The sequence below is a fragment of the Ramlibacter sp. genome (genome assembly GCF_035627355.1).
Classification (GTDB): domain Bacteria; phylum Pseudomonadota; class Gammaproteobacteria; order Burkholderiales; family Burkholderiaceae_C; genus Ramlibacter.
The window spans coordinates 16,003-33,182 of the sequence record NZ_DASPLW010000042.1 but is presented as its reverse complement, the minus strand read 5'-3'; the positions used below and the strand labels follow the sequence as shown (position 1 = coordinate 33,182).

Sequence of the window (17,180 nt, the reverse complement as noted above, 5' to 3'; positions counted from 1 at the left end):
ATTCGGGGTTTTCCCCAGCGATGACCGCAAGCCAATGACCCACGTCGTCACCGAACAATGTATCCGCTGCAAGTACACCGACTGCGTGGACGTCTGCCCCGTGGACTGCTTCCGCGAGGGGCCGAACATGCTGGTGATCGACCCGGATGAGTGCATCGACTGCGCGGTGTGCATCCCCGAGTGCCCGGTCAATGCCATCTACGCTGAGGAAGACGTGCCGGCCGACCAGGTCGGCTTCATCAAGCTCAATGCCGAGCTGGCACCCGCCTGGAAGAGCATCACCAAGCGCAAACCTGCGCTGGACGATGCCGAAGAATGGAACGGCAAGCCGGGCAAGTTGTCCGAGCTGGTCCGCTGAAGTGAAAGACCACCCCGAAGCGCCTTCGGCGCCTCCCCTCAAGGGGCGCCACCAGCGGCCCGGCAAAGCCGGTTCCGCGGTGGCCCGCGTATAGACGCACCTCAACGAGAAAGTACGGTGCAAGCTAGGATTCGAATGGAACCCCGACTCAGCCAAGAAGTGATCAAGACCGCTGCCGAACACGACGGCCCCATCGAAACCGACGCGGTGATCATCGGGGCCGGCCCGGTCGGGCTGTTCCAGGTGTTCGAACTGGGCCTGCTGGAGATCAAGGCCCACGTGATCGACTCGCTGGCCTACCCCGGCGGGCAGCCGATCGAGCTGTACCCGGACAAGCCGATCTACGATATCCCGGCCATCCCGGTGTGCACCGGCAAGGAACTGACCGACGCGCTGCTCAAGCAGATCGAGCCCTTCGGCGCCACGTTCCACCTCGGCCAGACCGTCACCGAACTGCAGAAGCAGGACGACGGCCGCTTCTTCGTGCGCACGTCCCGCGGCACGGAGTTCCTGACCAAGACCGTGTTCATCGCGGCCGGCGTGGGCGCCTTCGAGCCGCGCACGCTCAAGGTCGACGGGCTCGACAAGTTCGAGGGCTCGCAGCTGTTCTACCGGGTGCGCAACCCGGCCAAGTTCGCCGGCATGAACCTGGTGATCGTCGGCGGCGGCGACTCGGCGCTGGACTGGACGCTCAACTTCGTCGCCGACGGCCCGAACAAGGCCGAGAGCGTGATCCTGGTGCACCGCCGCGACGGCTTCAAGGCCGCGCCGGCATCGGTCGCGAAGATGAAGGAGCTGTGCGAGCAGTACGAGATGCAGTTCATGGTCGGCCAGGTCACCGGCTACGAGGAACGGAACGGCTGCCTCTCGGGCGTCAAGGTCACCGGCGCGGATGGCGTGACGCGGGTGGTGCCGCTGGACATGCTGCTGGTGTTCTTCGGCCTGTCGCCCAAGCTGGGGCCGATCGCCGACTGGGGCCTGGACATCGAACGCAAGCAGCTGGTGGTGGACACCGAGAAGTTCTCCACCAGCGTGCCCGGCATCTTCGCGGTGGGCGACATCAACACCTACCCCGGCAAGAAGAAGCTGATCCTCTCGGGCTTCCACGAGTGCGCCCTGGCGGCCTTCGCCGCTGCGCCCATCATCTTCCCGGAGAAGGGCAAGATCCACCTGCAGTACACCACCACCTCGCCCAAGCTGCACAAGGTGCTGGGGGTGGAGACGCCGGTCTTCGACTGAGCCGCGCGGCAACCACGACGCGACAAGGGCCCTGCGGGGCCCTTCGCGTTGGCGGCTTACAATCCGCGCCGCAACCGCAAGGGTGCATCCGCTAGGGGTGTTGCTGCCGTCCGGCAGCGACTGAGACAGTCCCTTCGAACCTGACTGAGGTAATCCTCGCGCAGGGAAGCCGGCCTCCTGCAGCGTCCTGCGCGACCTGCCTCCAGCCCGCCCCCGCGCGACCGCCTGGAGATCGCGATGGCCAGCCCGCCCGCCGCAGCAACGCTGCCCCTTCCCGCCGCCAACCGGGCGCTGACGCCGCTGCCCGCCGCCGAACGCGTGTTCGGCTGGCGCGAGCACGCGTCCCTGTGGTTCAGCCTGGGTGTGGGCCTGCTGGTGATGCAGGTCGGCGCCTACCTGGTGCCGGCGCTCGGTCCGCGCGACGCCCTGCTGGCCATCGTGGCCGGCTCGGTCATCGGCGCCGGCCTGCTGGCCTGGGTGGCCAAGCTGGGCTGCGACAGCGGCCTGGCCAGCGCCGGGCTGATGCACGCGGTGTACGGCAGCGGCTTCGCCCGCCTGCCCATCATCCTGAACATCGTGCAGCTGCTCGGATGGGGCACCTTCGAGCTGGTCGTGATGCGCGACGCCACGGTGGCCATTGCCGCCCAGGGCGGCAATGCGGGCGGCTGGTGGCCGCTGGCCGCGACGCTCGCCTGGGGCGGGCTGGTGGCGCTGCTGGTCTCCGGCTCCATGGTGCGGCTGGTGCGCCAGGTGGTCTCGCGCGTGGCACTGCCGCTGGTGGTGCTGTCGCTCATCTGGCTCAGCTGGCAGTTCCTGGCCATGGCGCGGGCCCAGGGTGCCGAGGCCTTGTGGCAGCGCCCGGGCACGGGCGGCATGGGCGTGCTCTCGGCCCTGGACCTGGTGATCGCCATGCCGATCTCCTGGCTGCCCCTGGTGGCCGACTACGCCCGCCACGGAGCCAGCGGCCGTGCCGCCCTGAAGGGCACCTGGCTGGGCTACGCCCTGGCCAACAGCTGGTGCTATGCGCTCGGCGTGCTGGTGGCCCTGACCCTGCCCAGCGAGGACCTGGTCACCGCCCTGCTGCTGGCGCAAGGCGGCCTGATCGCGCTGTCGCTGATCCTGGTGGACGAAGTGGACAACGCCTATGGCGACGCCTACTCGGGCGCCGTGTCCAGCCACAGCCTGGTGCCCGGCTGGAGCATCCGGCGCTGGGGGCTCGCCATCGCCGCCGCCTGCACGGCCATGGCCCTGGTGCTGCCCATGCACAGCCTGGAGCCGTTCCTGCTGATGCTCAGCTCGGTGTTCGTGCCGCTGTTCGGCGTGATGCTGGGACGCCTGGCCTTCGGCACCGATGCCGTGGCCCTGCTGGCGCGGGCGCGCCGCGCCGAGGCGGTGCCGATCGTGATCTGGATCGGGGGCATCGTCACCTACCACGCCTGTGGCCGCTTCGCGCCGGCACTGGGCTCGGCCCTGCCCGCGCTCGCACTGACGTTCGCGCTGGCGTGGGCCTCGCGGCCGCGGGCCAAGGTCTAGCCGCTTCGACGGCGCGAAGGCTGCGGCGCGAAGCCGTGGTCGAGTGGCCCGTGTCCCTGGCCGACGGGGACGCTGGCGCCGGACTTCATCGCCGCCCGCACGTACTCGCGCGCCTGCGCCACCGCCTCGGCCAGCGGTTGCCCCAGCGCCAGCCCGCACGCGATTGCTGACGACAGGGTGCAGCCGGTGCCGTGCGTGTTGTGGCTGGCGATGCGCGCGCCGCTCAGGGCGGTGAACGACGGCGGCGTGCCGGCCTGCGCCAGCAGGTCGACCACCTCTTCGCCCGGCAGGTGGCCGCCCTTGAGCAGCACCGCACGCGCGCCGAGCGCGAGCAGGTCCGTCGCCGCCGGCTGCAGCGAGGCCGCATCGGGCAGCGCACGCCCCAGCAGCAGCGCCGCCTCGTCGAGGTTGGGCGTGACGACTTCGGCGCGCGGGAACAGCTCGCGCACCAGCACCTGCACCGTCTCCTGTGCGATCAGGCGGTCGCCGCTGGTCGCGACCATGACCGGATCGAGCACGACGTGCGGCAGGCGGTAGGTATCGATGGCCCACGCGACCACTTCCACGATCTCCGGCGCGTGCAGCATGCCGATCTTCACCGCGTCGACGCCGATGTCCTCGATCACGGCCTGCAGTTGCGCCTTCAGGAATTCCGGGGGCACCGCGTGGATGCCGCGCACGCCCTGCGTGTTCTGTGCCGTCAACGCCGTGATGGCCGTCATGCCGTAGCAGCCCAGCGCGGCGAAGGTCTTCAGGTCGGCCTGGATGCCGGCACCGCCACCGCTGTCGGAGCCCGCGATCGAGAGCACGCGCACGTACCGTTCCTGCTTCATGCCGCCTCCATCCGTTCGAACAAGGCTTGTGCCGCCGCGCAGGGATCCTCGGCCGCGCACAGCGCGCTGACCACCGCCAGCCCGTCGGCGCCGGCGCGCAGCACCTGCGCCGCATTGCCGGCGTGGATGCCGCCGATCGCCACCAGCGGCAGCGGCGTCATCAGGCGCACGCGCCGCAGGCCTTCGAGTCCCCAGGCGGTCCGCGTGTCGGTCTTGGTCGGGGTATCGAACACCGGGCTCACGCCCAGGTAGTCGACCGGCAGGCCGGCGCTGCGCACCACGTCATCGGGTGTCTCGACCGACCAGCCGATGAAGACATGGGGCGGCAGCAGCCGGCGCGCCAGGTCGGGCGGCATGTCGGACTGCCCCAGGTGCACGCCGTCGGCACCGCAGGCCAGCGCCACGTCGATCCGGTCGTTGATCACCAGCGGGATCCCGCGGGGCGCGAGCAGGCGCTTCAGGGCCAGTGCCAGCGCGACGAACTCCCGCGTGTCCGTGTCCTTCTCGCGCAGCTGCACGCAACTGGCACCGCCCTGCACCGCCGCTGCGACCACCGCCTCCAGGCTGCGATCGCCGCAGAAGCGCCGATCGGTCACCAGGTACAGGCGCAGGCTGCGCCGCAGGCCACCGCGTGCTACCACTGCGCGACCTCGAGCCGCAGGCGCCGCTCGAACTCGGCCTGCGGCAGCAACTGCAGCGCGTCCAGCAGCAGCGCCTGCATGCTGCCCACGCCGGCGCTCGCGGCCTGTGCCTGTTGCGCCGCCAGCTCGCCGGCCACGCCCAGCAGGGCCATCGCCGCGGTCGTGGCGCGCCACGCGTCGGGCTGCACGGCGCAGAACGCGCCCACCAGGACCGTGGCCGAGCAGCCGATGCCGGTGATGCGCGTCATCCATTCGTGGCCGTTGGACAGGCGGCTCCAGCGTCGCTGCGCATCCAGCACGTGGTCGGTGACGCCGCTGACGCAGACCACGCCTTTCGTCCGTTGCACCAGCGCCTGCGCCGCGTCCAGCGCATCGCCGGCGCCGGCGCTGCTGTCGACGCCGCGCGTGCGGATGGCAGCGCCGGCGGTGCTCATGACCTCGGAGCCGTTGCCGCGGATCACCGTCGGCGCGGCCGTGGCGATCAGTCGCTCCAGCGCCTGGTTGCGGTACGGCGTGGCGCCGGCGCCCACCGGGTCCAGCACGATGGGGATGCCGCGCCCGGCGGCGGCGGCCATCGCCAGCTCCATGCTGCGCACCCAGTACGGGTCCAGCGTGCCGATGTTGACCACCAGCGACTGCGCGATGCCCGCCATGTCTGCGACCTCCTCGTGCGCGTGCGCCATCACCGGCGAGGCACCGGCGGCGAGCAGCACATTCGCATTGAGGTTGATCACCACCAGGTTGGTGATGCTGTGGACCAGCGGCGAGCGCGCGCGCACGGCGGCGATGTCGGACCAGAGATCGGAGGCGGTCAGGAGTTGGGGCACGTCGTCGTCCTTCGGTGTGGACCGGGCCGGCGGCGGCGGGGAGAAGGCCCCCTGGAGGGCTGGCGCTTCCCTACGCTGGCATGACCCAGGTCAGGTTCAAAGAGTTTTTCTCAGCCCCAGGGCGGAATTGCCGCAGGACACCTCTAGCAACCGCGATTATGCGCCGCGGCCGCCGCTAGAATCCGCAGCTCTTCACCTCTGGGTGAAGTCCGCTGGGGGTGTTGCCGCGCGCGGCGACTGAGAGAGTCCCTTTGAACCTGATTGAGGTAATCCTCGCGCAGGGAAGCACGTGTCGGGCGGCGCTCCGGGTTCTCGCAGGAGCAGCACAGGCCGCCCTCCGAGCCCACCTGCCACCACCGTCGAAGGAAACGGCGTGGCACGATTCCAACCGATCCCGGGCGCTGCGGCGCTCCTGTTCGCGCTGACCGCAGCGCAAGCGCAGGAAAGCAGCCTGCGTCCCCTCACCATCACCCCGGCCGCGGCAACCACGGCCCCCGACGTCACCGGCTTCGGTGACTTCCCGCGCAAGGAAGTCCCCGTCTCGGCCACCGTGATCACCCACCAGGAGATCGAGGCGTCCGGCGCGCGCCGGCTGGCCGACCTGACGCGCTTCGACAGCTCGGTCAGCGATGCCTACAACGCGCCCGGCTACTGGGACTTCCTGTCGGTGCGTGGCTTCATCCTGAACAACCAGTTCAACTACCGCCGCGAGGGCCTGCCGATCAACGCGGAGACCATGATCCCGCTGGACAACAAGGAGCGCATCGAGGTCCTCAAGGGCACCAGCGGCATCCAGGCCGGCACCAGCGCGCCGGGCGGCCTGGTCAACTACGTGGTCAAGCGCCCCACGGAGCGCCCGCTGCGCGAGGTCCGCCTGGAAGCGACCGAGCGTGCCAGCCTGCTGGGCGCCGCCGACCTCGGCGGCCGCTTCGGCGCCGGCCAGGTCTTCGGTTGGCGGCTGAATGCCGCGCAGGAACGGCTGCGGCCTCTCGTTCGCAACACGGATGGCGAGCGCAGCCTGCTGGCGCTGGCCGCCGACTGGCGGGTGACACCCGATGCCTTGCTGGAGGGCGAGCTCGAGTGGAGCCAGCGCAGCCAGGCGAGCCAGACCGGCTCCAGCCTGCTCGGCAACGTGCTGCCCGGCCCGGTCGATCCGCGCCTGAACCTGAACAACCAGCCCTGGACGCCGCGCTCCCGCTTCGACGCGCTCACCGGCACCGTGCGCTTCACCCAGGCGCTGGGCAGCCAGTGGCGCTGGAGCGCGCAGGCGGGCACGCAGCGGCTGGAGACCGACGACTACACCGCCTTCCCGTTCGGCTGCATGGCCGAAGGCAACTTCGACCGCTTCTGTTCCGACGGCACCTTCGACTACTGGGACTTCCGCAGCGAGGACGAGCGGCGCCAGCGCGACGCCGCCGCGCTCAGGCTGGCCGGCAGCGTGCATACGGGCGCCATCGGGCACGAGCTGTCAGCCGGCCTCCTGCGCCACCGCACCCGCGATCGCTTCAACCCGCAGGCCTTCAACTTCGCCGGCACCGGCACCCTGGACGGCAATGCCGTGGTGGCGCCCAACCCGACGCCGGGCTTCATCGTGCCGGACCGCGACGAGCACGCCACCGAGATCCACGTGCAGGATGCGATCCGCTGGAACGATCGCCTGACCACCTGGCTGGGCCTGCGCCACACGCGGCTGGACCGCGGCTACCGGCAGGGCCTCACCACCCCATGGGCCGCGATCAGCTACCAGCTCGGCGACGTGGTCGCGTACGGCAGCTGGGGCGAAGGCGTGGAGTCCTGGCAGGTCACGACCAACCCGGTGTTCGCGCTGGCCAACGCCGGCGAGGTGCTGCCGGCCGCCAAGGCGCGACAGGCGGAGATCGGCCTGCGCGGCGGCGATGCCGCACTCGGCTGGCAGCTCGCGCTGTTCCAGATCCGCCGCCCCATGACCAACTTCGACTTCTGCACGCGCACATTCAGCTGCGCCGTCGGCGAGTACGACGGCTCGGCCGTGCACCGCGGCCTGGAGGCCTCGGCCCACTGGGCGCAGGGCCCTTGGCGGCTGCAGGGCGGCGCCACGCTGCTGCGGGCGCGCCGCGAGGGCAGCAGCTACGAGCCCGCCACCAACGGCCAGCGGCCGGTGAACGTGCCGGAGATCGTGCTGCGTGCGAGCGCGGCCTACCGAGTCGCGGCCGTGCCCGGACTGGAGCTGCAGGGCCACGTCTCGCACGAGGGCTCACGCTCGGTGCTGGCCGACGGCTCCTTCGACATCCCGGCCTGGACGCGCGTGGACGCGGCGCTGCGCTACGAGCGGCGCCTGGGTGCCGCGCAGACCACCTGGACCCTTGGCGTGCACAACCTGCTGGGCCGCCGCTACTGGCGCGAAGCGCCCTACCAGTTCTCGCACGCCTACCTGTACCCCGGCGCACCGCGCACGGTCCGTTTGTCTTTTGCGGCCGCGTTCTGAGGAAGAGCCAAAATCTCCCGCTATAATCGCGGGCTTCATTCCCCGATAGCTCAGTCGGTAGAGCGCCGGACTGTTAATCCGTAGGTCCCTGGTTCGAGCCCAGGTCGGGGAGCCAAACAGGCACGGAAGTGGGCACCCTTGCGGTGCCCACTTTCTTTTGTACAGCTGCCTCCCGCAAGGCAGCGCTCATGCGACGGCCAGATACGGCCAGACGCCTGTGAGGAACGACCGTCCGCGTTCAGGGGTGCAGCCACCCGGGCTGCGTCGATGCGAACGGCGGATTCGGCAGCCCCATGGGACGGGTCGGCTCGTAGTCGTGCGACATCGGCATGGGCTGCGTCCTCTCGAAATCCCTCGTCTCCAGCGCGTCGGGGTTCGCCCACGGGTCGATGGCCGGGATGCTCGCATCCAGTCCCATGATGCAGCGCACCGCGAACATCAGCGACTCGGGATCGAACGGCTTGGTGAGATAGCCGTCCGCGCCGCCCGCGAGTGCCTCCAGCACGGCCTCGCGGGTCGCACGGCCGGTCAGCATGAGCGCCGGAACATGGCACAGACGCGGGTGGGCGCGCAGCCTGGACAGGACCTGGAAGCCGTCCGCGTCGGGCAGCATGACGTCCAGCAACACGACGTCTGGGACCTGCCGCCGGCTCAGTGCGGCCACCACCTCGGCACGGTTCGCCGCCAGGCACACTTCGAAGCCCTCCAGGGCGAGGAAGCACTCGATCATGCGCGAGAGCACCGGATCGTCCTCCACGACTACCGCGCGGTACGGTTGTGATGGCTTTGCTGTCGCTGCCCGGGCGCGCCGCCAGGTCAACCCGACCGAGAAGCCGGCCCGGGCGAGTGAGCGAGGCGCCTGGGACGAAGCAGTGCCCGTGAGCTGCAGCCTGCTCAGCTGCTGCGTGGCCATCGCATCGAAGCGATCGACCTTGACCTGCCGGACGAGACCCCGCTGCTGCAGCGCCTTGAAGGCGGCCGCAAACCGGTCATCGGAAACTTGGGGCATCGACTGGCGCACCTGCCCAAGGGTGAGGGCGCCGTCCAGCCGGATCAGCAACTCCAGTTGCGCGGGGTTGAGCGTGGTGGCATGCCCATTCAGTTCGGCGGTGCCTTTGGCGCTCAGGTCGAAGGTCTGCTCCATCGGGAGCAGCACGAGGGGGTTGTTCGAGGGACTTGCCATGCCGGAACTCCTGGGCTTGGGTTGAACCACTTGGGGATAGCTGACTATTCGGGGTTTCAGGTGATGGCCTTCAGGCTAGTTCAGGCGCCTCGGCCTCGTCCAGTTGCCCGGACACTGCGGCCACGAGCCGCGCCTGCACGCGCTCCAGTGCCTTCAGGCGCTCCTGCACCACCTGGGGCGGCTCGTAGGTTCGAAGCGCATCCTCCACGCTGGCGGCCAGTTGGCGCACTTCCTCCGCGCCGATGTTCGCGCAAACGCCCTTCAGGGTGTGTGCCAGACGTTCGGCGGCCGTCAGGTCTCCGGTGGCCAGCGCCTCGTGGATCTGGGCTGGCACCTTGGACTGGCCCTGTACGAAGCGGGCGAGGATCGTGCGATAGAGCTTGCGGTTGCCATTGACGATCTCCAGGCCGCGGGCTGCATCCAGGCCCTCGATGCCGCAGAAGTGCTGGCCCTCGCACTTGCAGGGCGCCGTAGCGGCTGGTTCGACCCGGGCAGCTTCGAACGGCGGGATCCAGCGCAGCAGCGTCGACCACAGCGCCGCCGGTGCAACAGGCTTGGTCAGCGTGTCGTTCATGCCGGCTCCCAGGCAGCGACGGCGATCCTGCTCCATCGCATTGGCCGTCATTGCCACGATGGGTAGCCCGGCCAGGCGGGTGATCTTGCGGATCTCCTGGGTCGCCGTGACGCCGTCCATCACCGGCATCTGCATGTCCATGAACACCAGGTCGTAGTAGCCGGCCTGGACCTTCTCCAGGGCGATCTGACCATTCTCGGCCACCTCCACCTGCATGCCGGCCTGGTGGAGCATCTCCATGGCCACCATCTGGTTGATCTCGTTGTCCTCGACGACCAGTACGCGCGAGCCCCGGATCGCCCCCAGCAGCGCAGGCGCAGCGTCCACGCCCTGTTCGGGCTGCCCGGCGCGGGCGCGAGCCGGTTGGTCACTTATCCGGCCGGTCCGCGTCGACAGTACCTGCACGGTCGCGTCGAACAAGGCCGATGCATGCACCGGCTTGACCAGCACCGATTCGATACCCGCTGACTCGGCCTGCTTGAGCATCTCCTCGCGGCAGTATGCGGACACCATCATCAGCGTCGGCGGAAGTTCCAGCCCGAGTTCGCGAATGCGCCGGGCGGTCTCCAATCCGTCCATCCCTCCGGGCATGCGCCAGTCGAGATAGACCACCTGGAACGGCCGGCCCTGGACGGCCGCCTCGCGCACGGCATCCACGGCCTGCTCGCCGGAGGAGGCTTCACTGACATCGAAGGTCATGTCGTACAGCATCTCGGCGATCGCCGCGCGCGCATAGAAGCTGTCGTCCACAACCAGTGCCCGGCAGCCGTGAAGGTCCGGCAGCAACACGGGGTCGGCGGTGGTTTGCAGTCCGATACCCAGTGGGAGCCGGAACCAGAACGTGCTGCCGCGGCCCACCTCGCTGTCCAGGCCCACTTCGCCACCCATCAGTTCGACCAGCTTCTTGCAGATGGCCAGGCCCAGGCCCGTGCCGCCGAAGCGGCGCGTGGTCGAAGTGTCGGCCTGCGTGAAGCTCTTGAACAGGCGCTCGATCTGCTCGCGGTCCAGGCCGATACCCGTATCGCGAACCGCGAACTCCAGCACCACCCGGGCGTCGCCGGTCTCCACCGGCTTCACGCCGATCCCGACCTCGCCGCGCTCGGTGAACTTCACGGCGTTGTTGGCCAGGTTCAGCAGGATCTGCCCCACTCTCAGCGAGTCGCCAATGAGCTGCCGGGGCACGCTGGGGTCCACCTCCAGCACCAGCTCCAGCCCCTTGGCCTCTGCAAGCGAGGACACCAACGTGCAGGTGCTCTCCAGCAGGTGGTTCAGGTCGAACTGCGCCGTTTCCAGGTCCAGCTTGCCGGCCTCGATCTTCGAGAAGTCCAGGATGTCGTTGATCACCCGCAGCAGGTTCTGCCCGGCGCCCTGCACCTTCTCGATGTAGTCGCGTTGCCGGGGCGTCAGCTCCGTCCTGAGGGCCAGGTGCGACAGCCCGATGATCGCGTTCATCGGAGTGCGGATCTCATGACTCATGTTGGCCAGGAACTGCGACTTCGCCTGCGTCGCCGCTTCGGCCGCTTCCTTGGCGGCTCGCAACTCCTCCTCGGCCTGCTTGCGTCCGGTGACGTCCCGTCCGATGCACAACACCCCCATGGGCTTGCCGAGCTCGTCCCACAGGGGAGAGACCACGCTCTCGTACAGGCGGCGCCTGCCATCGGAAAAGTGTTCGGCCCAATACTCGGCGGTATCGGGCTGGAGCGTGCTCAACACCCGCCTGTCCCGCTCCTTGATCCGCTCGATCGCGTCTGGCCGAAACGGCAGGTCATCGACGGTCTTGCCCTTGATCGCCTCCACATCCGTTTCAGCGATGTCCGCGTATGACTGGTTGCAGCCGAGGTAACGACCCTCGAGGTCCTTGAAATAGATGCCGTCGACCGTCGAATTGATGATGGACTTGAGCAGGTTCTGCTGAAGCTGGCTCTCGCGCTGCGCGGCCTTCTTCTCGGTGAAGTCCTTGACATTGATGACGAACATGGCCCGTCCCGCATGCTCGGTGAGGAAGACGGATACCTCCACCTCGCGCACCGTGCCGTCCTTGCGCCTGTGCTGCGTGTCGAACATGGCCGTCCGTCCGCTGGCCAGCTCGCGAAAGATATACGCGCGGCGCGCCGCGGAATGCGCCACATCGATATCGGTCACCTTCAGCTCGACCAGTTCCTGCTGCGAGTAGCCCAGGTGCGCGCACATCGCCCGGTTCGCATAGGTGAGGCGGTCGGTATCGCGGTCGATCCATGCCATCGGGCCCGAGTTGTCCAGAACCAGTGCACTGAACGCCATCTGCCGCTCGTGCGACACCTGCTCGGTCACGTCGCGGTAGGCGATCACGAAACCCAGCTGCCTGCCCAGGACGTACTGGGGGCGGGCGCGCCGTTCGATGAAGCGCCCATCCTTGCACGCAAGGATGCTGGTGGATTCCTGGTCGAAGGGCCGGTCGAGGGCAAGAGCCATGCTCCAGAACGCTTCCGGGTCCTTCAACTGGCTGGCGATCAGGCCACGAAATGCAGGCCCGTCGATGTTGCTGATCTGGTCCTCGGGCACCGACCAGATCTCGGCGGCGCGCACGTTCATGAACAGCGAGCCATCGAGGCGCATCGACACGATCCCGTCGCTGGTGCTGTTCAGGGTCGCGTGCAAGGTCGCCTGGGACTTCAGGCAATCCGCCAGTTGCGACCGCAGTCGTTCGTTCTCCCTCGCAAGATCAAGAGTTGCCACGCCAGACTCCGTTTGTGTAACTCGATGTGACAAAACTTTAGATGGCGCTTGCGGCATGCCCCCTACGGAATTTTCTTAACCACCGCCTTTTCGAGCGGGTTCGCGTGATCTCGTTGACCCTCATCAAGAAACATGCGGGCCGGGGCGTGAAGGAGTAGCGTTCCGGAACTCATGACCCTTGCTACCCAGGGGCCGGCTTCGCCGTCACGCGCGGAGCTTCGGGGGGTGGGCCTGCGCGTGCGGCAGGCCGGGCGTTCTACCGGATCCGCAACGTTGGCACGTGGCGAATGCTGCCGGCGAGGCCCCCGCGCGCACGTGACGCGCCTCTCCTCTGGCTGGAGCCGGATGCAGCCGGACTTGCCGGATTCGGGCGCCTGGGGCAAGCTCGGTTCACAACTCCCGAGCTCCCACCATGTACAAGCGAATCCTCGTTCCGGTCGACGGCTCCTCGTTCTCGAACCAGATCCTGCCGCTGTCACAGACGATCGCGAGGACGACCGGGGCCCAGCTGGCCCTATACCGCGCGGTCGGCAGGCACGACCGCATGGCCGAGGCGGAGACCGCACTGCGGACCCAGGCCGATGTCTCCGGCGCAGAGGCCATCTGCACGGAAGTGCACGGCGACGTGGCACACGCCATCCTGCAGGAAGCCGAGCGGGTACCCGGCACGCTGGTGGCCATGACCTCGCACGGGCGATCCGGCGTCATGCGGGCCGTGCTCGGCAGTACGGCGCTGGACGTCGTGCGTGCCGGCAGCAAGCCCATCCTCGTGTTCCGCCCCAAGGAGCACGCTCCCGGATCCGCAGCCGCCGGGGCAGCGATCGAACGCGTCTTCATCCCGCTGGACGGAAGCCCGGTCTCCGAATCGATCATCCCGCAGGCGGTGGAACTCGCCCGCGCTCTGAAGTCGCGCATCGTGGTGGTGACCGTCCTCGGGCCGGCCGGCTCCGGTGCTTCCGGCGTGGAGGGGCTGGACATCATGGAGTCCAGCTACGTCCAGGCGCAGGCGGCCGCGATCACCAAGGCGCACGGGATCGACGCAGGGTGGGAAGTCCTGCATGGCGATCCGGCCAAGGCCATTCCCGAATTCGTGCGCACCCATCCCGCATCGATCCTCGCCATGACCACGCGCGGGCGCAGCGCCGTGACCTCCGCCCTGCTCGGGAGCGTCACCGCGGCCGCCCTGCGCGACGCTGGCGTGCCGGTGTTCACGCGCCTTCCCTGAGCCGGGCGGACCGGCTCGCACCGGCGATGGATCCGCTGCAGCCGCCATTGCTGACCCGCCGGGTGCGGGTGCGCGGGCTCGTCCAGGGCGTGGGCTACCGCTACGCCTGTGCCGAGCTGGCCCGCAGCCTGGGCATCGCGGGCTGGGTGCGCAACCGGCTCGACGGTTCAGTCGAAGCCGTGCTGCAGGGCCACCCCGACCCCGTGGAGCGCATGTGCGAACGCCTGCGCTCGTGCAACCCGGGGGCCCGCGTGGAGGCACTGGAGATTTCGGAAGTCCCGGAGCCCGCCCCCTCGTTCGACGGCTTCGAGCAGCGGCCCACCGCCTGAGCCGCTGCCATGGAATTCGGCACGCTGCTCGCCATTGCCCTGGCCGGCGCGCTGGCCTCCCCCATCGGCGGGGCCCTCGCCCTGGTCCGCAAGCCGACCACGCTGGCGCTGTCCATCGCCGTCGGCTTCGCGGCCGGCGCACTGCTGGGCGCCTTCGCCTTCGAGATGCTGCCCAAGGCCGCGAAGGTGGCGTCGTTGCCCACCGCGCTGGCGGGATTCGCCATCGGCTTCGGTCTGCTCTACGCACTGGACCTGTTCGTGCACCGCGGCGCCAGCGCGGGCGACAAGGCCGCGCAGCGCGACTGGGTGCGCAGCGTGCGGCGCCGGCGGCGCTCCCGCGGTGACGAGGTGACGGTGCTGGCCGGCGGCACCAGCGCCGAGGAACTGGTGGAGGGGCTCACCATCGGCGTCAGCGCCGCGACCGATCCCTCGGTCGGCCTGGTCGTCGGGCTGGCCATCGTGATCGACAACGTCAGCGAGGCCCTGAGCATCGGCGAGCTGATCCGCGAGAAGGGCGGCGAACGGCAGGCACGCCGCATCCTCGGCTGGACCGGCCTGATCGGCCTGGCGCTGTTCATCTCGGCGATGGCGGGCTGGTTCCTGCTGCGCAACCTCCCGCCCGGCGTGCTGGGCCTGCTGCTGGCCGCCGGCGCAGGCGCGATGTTCTACCTGACCATGACCGAGCTGGTGCCCGAAGCCGAGAGCCACCAGTTCCAGCAGTCGGCCGCGATCGCCGCGGCGGCCGGCCTGCTCGTGATATTTGCGCTCTCGCAAGGGTCGATCCGCTGACCCGCCGCTGCCGCCGGCACACAATGCCGGCTGTGCCGCACCCCTGTCCGCGATGAAGCTGCCCTGGCTCGAACCCGGCGACCCCTTCCCGCCTGCCCGCCGTGCCTGGGGCATCGACGATCCCGCGCCGGGGCTGCTCGCGGCCGGCGGCGCGCTCGACGTCGATACGCTGAGGCGGGCCTACTCGGGCGGCATCTTCCCGTGGTTCAGCGAAGGGCAGCCCATCCTCTGGTGGAGCACCGATCCGCGCATGGTGCTGTTCACGGCGGAATTCCGACTGCACCGCTCCCTGCGCAAGACGCTCAGGCGTTTCGTGGAGGACGCGAACTGCGAGGTGCGCTTCGACACCGCGTTCGGCGATGTCATCCGCGCCTGCTCCGGCAGCCGCCGCGAGGGCCAGTCGGGCACGTGGATCGTGCCGGAGATGGTCAGCGCCTACGAGGCCTTCCACGCCGCCGGCCACGCGCACAGCGTGGAGACCTGGGTCGACGGCGAGCTGGTCGGCGGCCTGTACAGCGTGGCCATCGGCCAGGCGGTGTTCGGCGAATCCATGTTCACGCGCGTGCCCGACGCCTCCAAGATCGCGCTGGCGGCGCTGGTGGCCTTCTGCCGCGCACACGGCATCGACTGCATCGACTGCCAGCAGAACACGCGCCACCTGGCTTCGCTGGGCGCGCGTGAAATCCCGCGCGAGGCATTCGTTGCAGCCGTCGCCGCCCGCACCGCAAAACCGTCACCGCAGTGGAATTTCGAGCCCCTATACTGGCGCGAACTCCAGTTGCAGAAGCCCTCCGCGTGACGCACCTCAAGGACCTTCCGCTTCATACCCTGCAGTTCTATGCGACCGCGCCCTACCCGTGCAGCTACCTGCCGGGCAAGCAGGCCCGCTCGCAGGTGGCCACACCCAGCCACCTGATCCACAACGACGCCTATTCCGACCTGGTCACCAGCGGGTTCCGGCGCAGCGGCATGTTCACCTACCGGCCGTACTGCGACGGCTGCCGCGCCTGCGTGCCGCTGCGCGTGCTGGCCGAGCAGTTCAAGCCCGATCGCAGCCAGCGCCGCGCCTGGGCGCAGCACCGCAACCTGCAGGCGCGGGTGCTCAAGCTGTGCTTCGTGCCGGAGCATTACCAGCTGTACCTGCGCTACCAGAGCGGCCGCCATGCGGGCGGCGGCATGGACCACGACAGCATCGACCAGTACACCCAGTTCCTGCTGCAAAGCCGGGTGAACTCGCGGCTGGTGGAATTCCGCGAGCCGCTGCCCGACGGCTCGCCGGGTGCGCTGCGGATGGTGTCCATCCTCGACGTGCTGGGCGACGGCCTCTCGGCCGTCTACACCTTCTACGAACCCGAGGGTTCGGCCAGCTACGGCACCTACAGCGTGCTCTGGCAGATCGACCAGGCGCGCAAGCTGAAGCTGCCCCACGTCTACCTGGGCTACTGGATCGCCGAGAGTCCCAAGATGGGCTACAAGGCGCGCTTCCTGCCCCATCACGTGTTGCAGGAAGGCCGCTGGGTCGAGGGGCCGCGTACCCGCCGCGATTTCACAAAGTAAAATACCGGAAACGCTCCAGCCGTTTCCGCATGAGAAAGCCCGACAGCGGCGTCGCCGCAACCCCCACCATCCAGGTCATCGAGCGCATGTTCGCGCTGATCGACGTGCTCGCATCGCGCGAGGAAGCGATCTCCCTCAAGGAGATCAGCGAGAAGACCGGCCTGCATCCCTCCACCACCCACCGCATCCTCAACGACCTGGCCGTGGGCCGCTTCGTCGACCGGCCCGAGGCCGGCAGCTACCGGCTGGGCCTGCGGCTGCTGGAGCTGGGCAACCTGGTCAAGGCGCGCCTGAACGTGCGTGACGCGGCTCTGATGCCCATGCGCGAGCTGCACCGGATGATCCAGCAACCGGTCAACCTGTCGGTGCGCCAGGGCGACGAGATCGTCTACGTCGAGCGCGCCTACAGCGAGCGCTCCGGCATGCAGGTGGTGCGCGCCATCGGCGGACGGGCCCCGCTGCACCTGACGTCGACCGGCAAGCTGTTCCTGGCTGCGGACGAGCCGCAGCGCGTGCGTGCCTACGCCACCCGCACCGGCCTGGCCGGCCACACGCGCAACAGCATCACGCAACTGCCGCTGCTGGAGCGCGAACTGGCCAAGGCGCGCCAGTACGGCATCGCGCGCGACAACGAGGAACTGGAGCTCGGCGTGCGCTGCATGGCCGCCGGCATCTACGACGACCAGAGCCGGCTGGTGGCCGGCCTGTCCATCTCCGCCCCCGCCGACCGCCTGGACGAAGGCTGGCTCAGCAAGCTCCAGACCACCGCCAGCGAGATCTCGGCAGCGCTGGGGTACAAGCCCCCAATTCCCGCAAGAGCCGCCTGAGAAGGGCAGGAACCCACAAAAGGACACGGCGCCAAAGGCGCCGTGTTTCGTGTTGGAGCGTAGCGGATTCCAGCGTAGCGGATTCC

At 69.1% G+C, this 17,180-nt stretch carries 15 protein-coding genes, 1 tRNA gene and 3 riboswitches; of the genes, 11 read left to right on the top strand and 5 right to left on the bottom strand.

Features of this window, described 5'->3' with window-relative positions:
* Positions 1–34: 34 nt before the first annotated feature.
* From fdxA to VEC03_RS10920, 3 genes are all read left to right on the top strand, one after another.
* Positions 35–358 carry a ferredoxin FdxA gene (fdxA, locus tag VEC03_RS10930; protein ID WP_324915159.1) on the top strand — a complete coding sequence of 108 codons (324 nt, stop codon included), beginning with the start codon at positions 35–37 and terminating at the stop codon, positions 356–358.
* Positions 359–493: 135 nt separating this feature from the next.
* Positions 494–1,597, top strand: a complete 1,104-nt coding sequence (locus VEC03_RS10925) for an NAD(P)/FAD-dependent oxidoreductase (RefSeq protein WP_324915157.1) — start codon at positions 494–496, stop codon at positions 1,595–1,597.
* Between the two features lie 83 nt (positions 1,598–1,680).
* Positions 1,681–1,781, top strand: a riboswitch (TPP riboswitch).
* Between the two features lie 53 nt (positions 1,782–1,834).
* Positions 1,835–3,130 carry a purine-cytosine permease family protein gene (locus VEC03_RS10920; protein WP_324915155.1) on the top strand — a complete coding sequence of 432 codons (1,296 nt, stop codon included), beginning with the start codon at positions 1,835–1,837 and terminating at the stop codon, positions 3,128–3,130.
* On the opposite strand, the gene thiD is transcribed toward VEC03_RS10920, so the two are convergent.
* Genes thiD through thiM form a run of 3 tightly spaced genes read right to left on the bottom strand, consistent with a single transcriptional unit; the run spans position 3,127 to position 5,431 of the window.
* Entirely contained in the window at positions 3,127–3,963 is an 837-nt protein-coding gene (gene thiD, locus VEC03_RS10915; protein WP_324915153.1) for a bifunctional hydroxymethylpyrimidine kinase/phosphomethylpyrimidine kinase, read from the bottom strand. The genes VEC03_RS10920 and thiD overlap by 4 nt on opposite strands.
* A complete protein-coding gene (thiE, locus tag VEC03_RS10910; RefSeq protein ID WP_324915151.1) occupies positions 3,960–4,604 on the bottom strand; it encodes a thiamine phosphate synthase in 645 nt (214 codons plus the stop codon). Before thiE ends, thiD begins: the two co-directional genes overlap by 4 nt.
* Positions 4,598–5,431 (bottom strand): hydroxyethylthiazole kinase, encoded by an 834-nt coding sequence (gene thiM / locus VEC03_RS10905; RefSeq protein WP_324915149.1) that lies wholly within the window; start codon positions 5,429–5,431, stop codon positions 4,598–4,600. Before thiM ends, thiE begins: the two co-directional genes overlap by 7 nt.
* 50 nt (positions 5,432–5,481) lie before the next feature.
* Positions 5,482–5,586, bottom strand: a riboswitch (TPP riboswitch).
* Positions 5,587–5,635: 49 nt separating this feature from the next.
* A riboswitch (TPP riboswitch) is annotated at positions 5,636–5,732 on the top strand.
* Between the two features lie 72 nt (positions 5,733–5,804).
* On the opposite strand from thiM, the gene VEC03_RS10900 reads away from it, so the two are divergent.
* Entirely contained in the window at positions 5,805–7,895 is a 2,091-nt protein-coding gene (locus VEC03_RS10900; RefSeq protein WP_324915147.1) for a TonB-dependent siderophore receptor, read from the top strand.
* Between the two features lie 39 nt (positions 7,896–7,934).
* A tRNA-Asn gene (locus VEC03_RS10895) sits at positions 7,935–8,010 on the top strand.
* A 123-nt stretch (positions 8,011–8,133) separates the two neighbouring features.
* Here VEC03_RS10895 and VEC03_RS10890 read toward each other — a convergent pair.
* Both VEC03_RS10890 and VEC03_RS10885 read right to left on the bottom strand, forming a co-directional pair.
* Entirely contained in the window at positions 8,134–9,078 is a 945-nt protein-coding gene (locus VEC03_RS10890; protein WP_324915145.1) for a response regulator, read from the bottom strand.
* A gap of 70 nt (positions 9,079–9,148) precedes the next feature.
* Positions 9,149–12,367 (bottom strand): PAS domain-containing hybrid sensor histidine kinase/response regulator, encoded by a 3,219-nt coding sequence (locus tag VEC03_RS10885; protein WP_324915144.1) that lies wholly within the window; start codon positions 12,365–12,367, stop codon positions 9,149–9,151.
* Positions 12,368–12,779: 412 nt separating this feature from the next.
* Between VEC03_RS10885 and VEC03_RS10880 the strand changes: the two genes are divergently transcribed.
* The 6 genes from VEC03_RS10880 to VEC03_RS10855 are packed head-to-tail and all read left to right on the top strand — an operon-like array spanning position 12,780 to position 17,094.
* Entirely contained in the window at positions 12,780–13,592 is an 813-nt protein-coding gene (locus VEC03_RS10880) for a universal stress protein (protein WP_324915142.1), read from the top strand.
* Positions 13,593–13,618: 26 nt separating this feature from the next.
* On the top strand, positions 13,619–13,921 hold the full coding sequence (locus tag VEC03_RS10875; RefSeq protein ID WP_324915141.1) for an acylphosphatase: 303 nt from the start codon (positions 13,619–13,621) through the stop codon (positions 13,919–13,921).
* Positions 13,922–13,930: 9 nt separating this feature from the next.
* A complete protein-coding gene (locus VEC03_RS10870; RefSeq protein ID WP_324915139.1) occupies positions 13,931–14,710 on the top strand; it encodes a hypothetical protein in 780 nt (259 codons plus the stop codon).
* Between the two features lie 52 nt (positions 14,711–14,762).
* Positions 14,763–15,509 carry a leucyl/phenylalanyl-tRNA--protein transferase gene (gene aat / locus VEC03_RS10865; protein ID WP_324915138.1) on the top strand — a complete coding sequence of 249 codons (747 nt, stop codon included), beginning with the start codon at positions 14,763–14,765 and terminating at the stop codon, positions 15,507–15,509.
* The gene (locus tag VEC03_RS10860; RefSeq protein WP_324915135.1) at positions 15,506–16,267 is read left to right on the top strand and encodes an arginyltransferase; all 762 of its coding nucleotides are present in this window, start codon (positions 15,506–15,508) and stop codon (positions 16,265–16,267) included. Before aat ends, VEC03_RS10860 begins: the two co-directional genes overlap by 4 nt.
* Positions 16,268–16,296: 29 nt before the next feature.
* Positions 16,297–17,094 carry an IclR family transcriptional regulator gene (locus VEC03_RS10855; protein WP_324915133.1) on the top strand — a complete coding sequence of 266 codons (798 nt, stop codon included), beginning with the start codon at positions 16,297–16,299 and terminating at the stop codon, positions 17,092–17,094.
* The last annotated feature ends 86 nt before the right edge of the window (positions 17,095–17,180 follow it).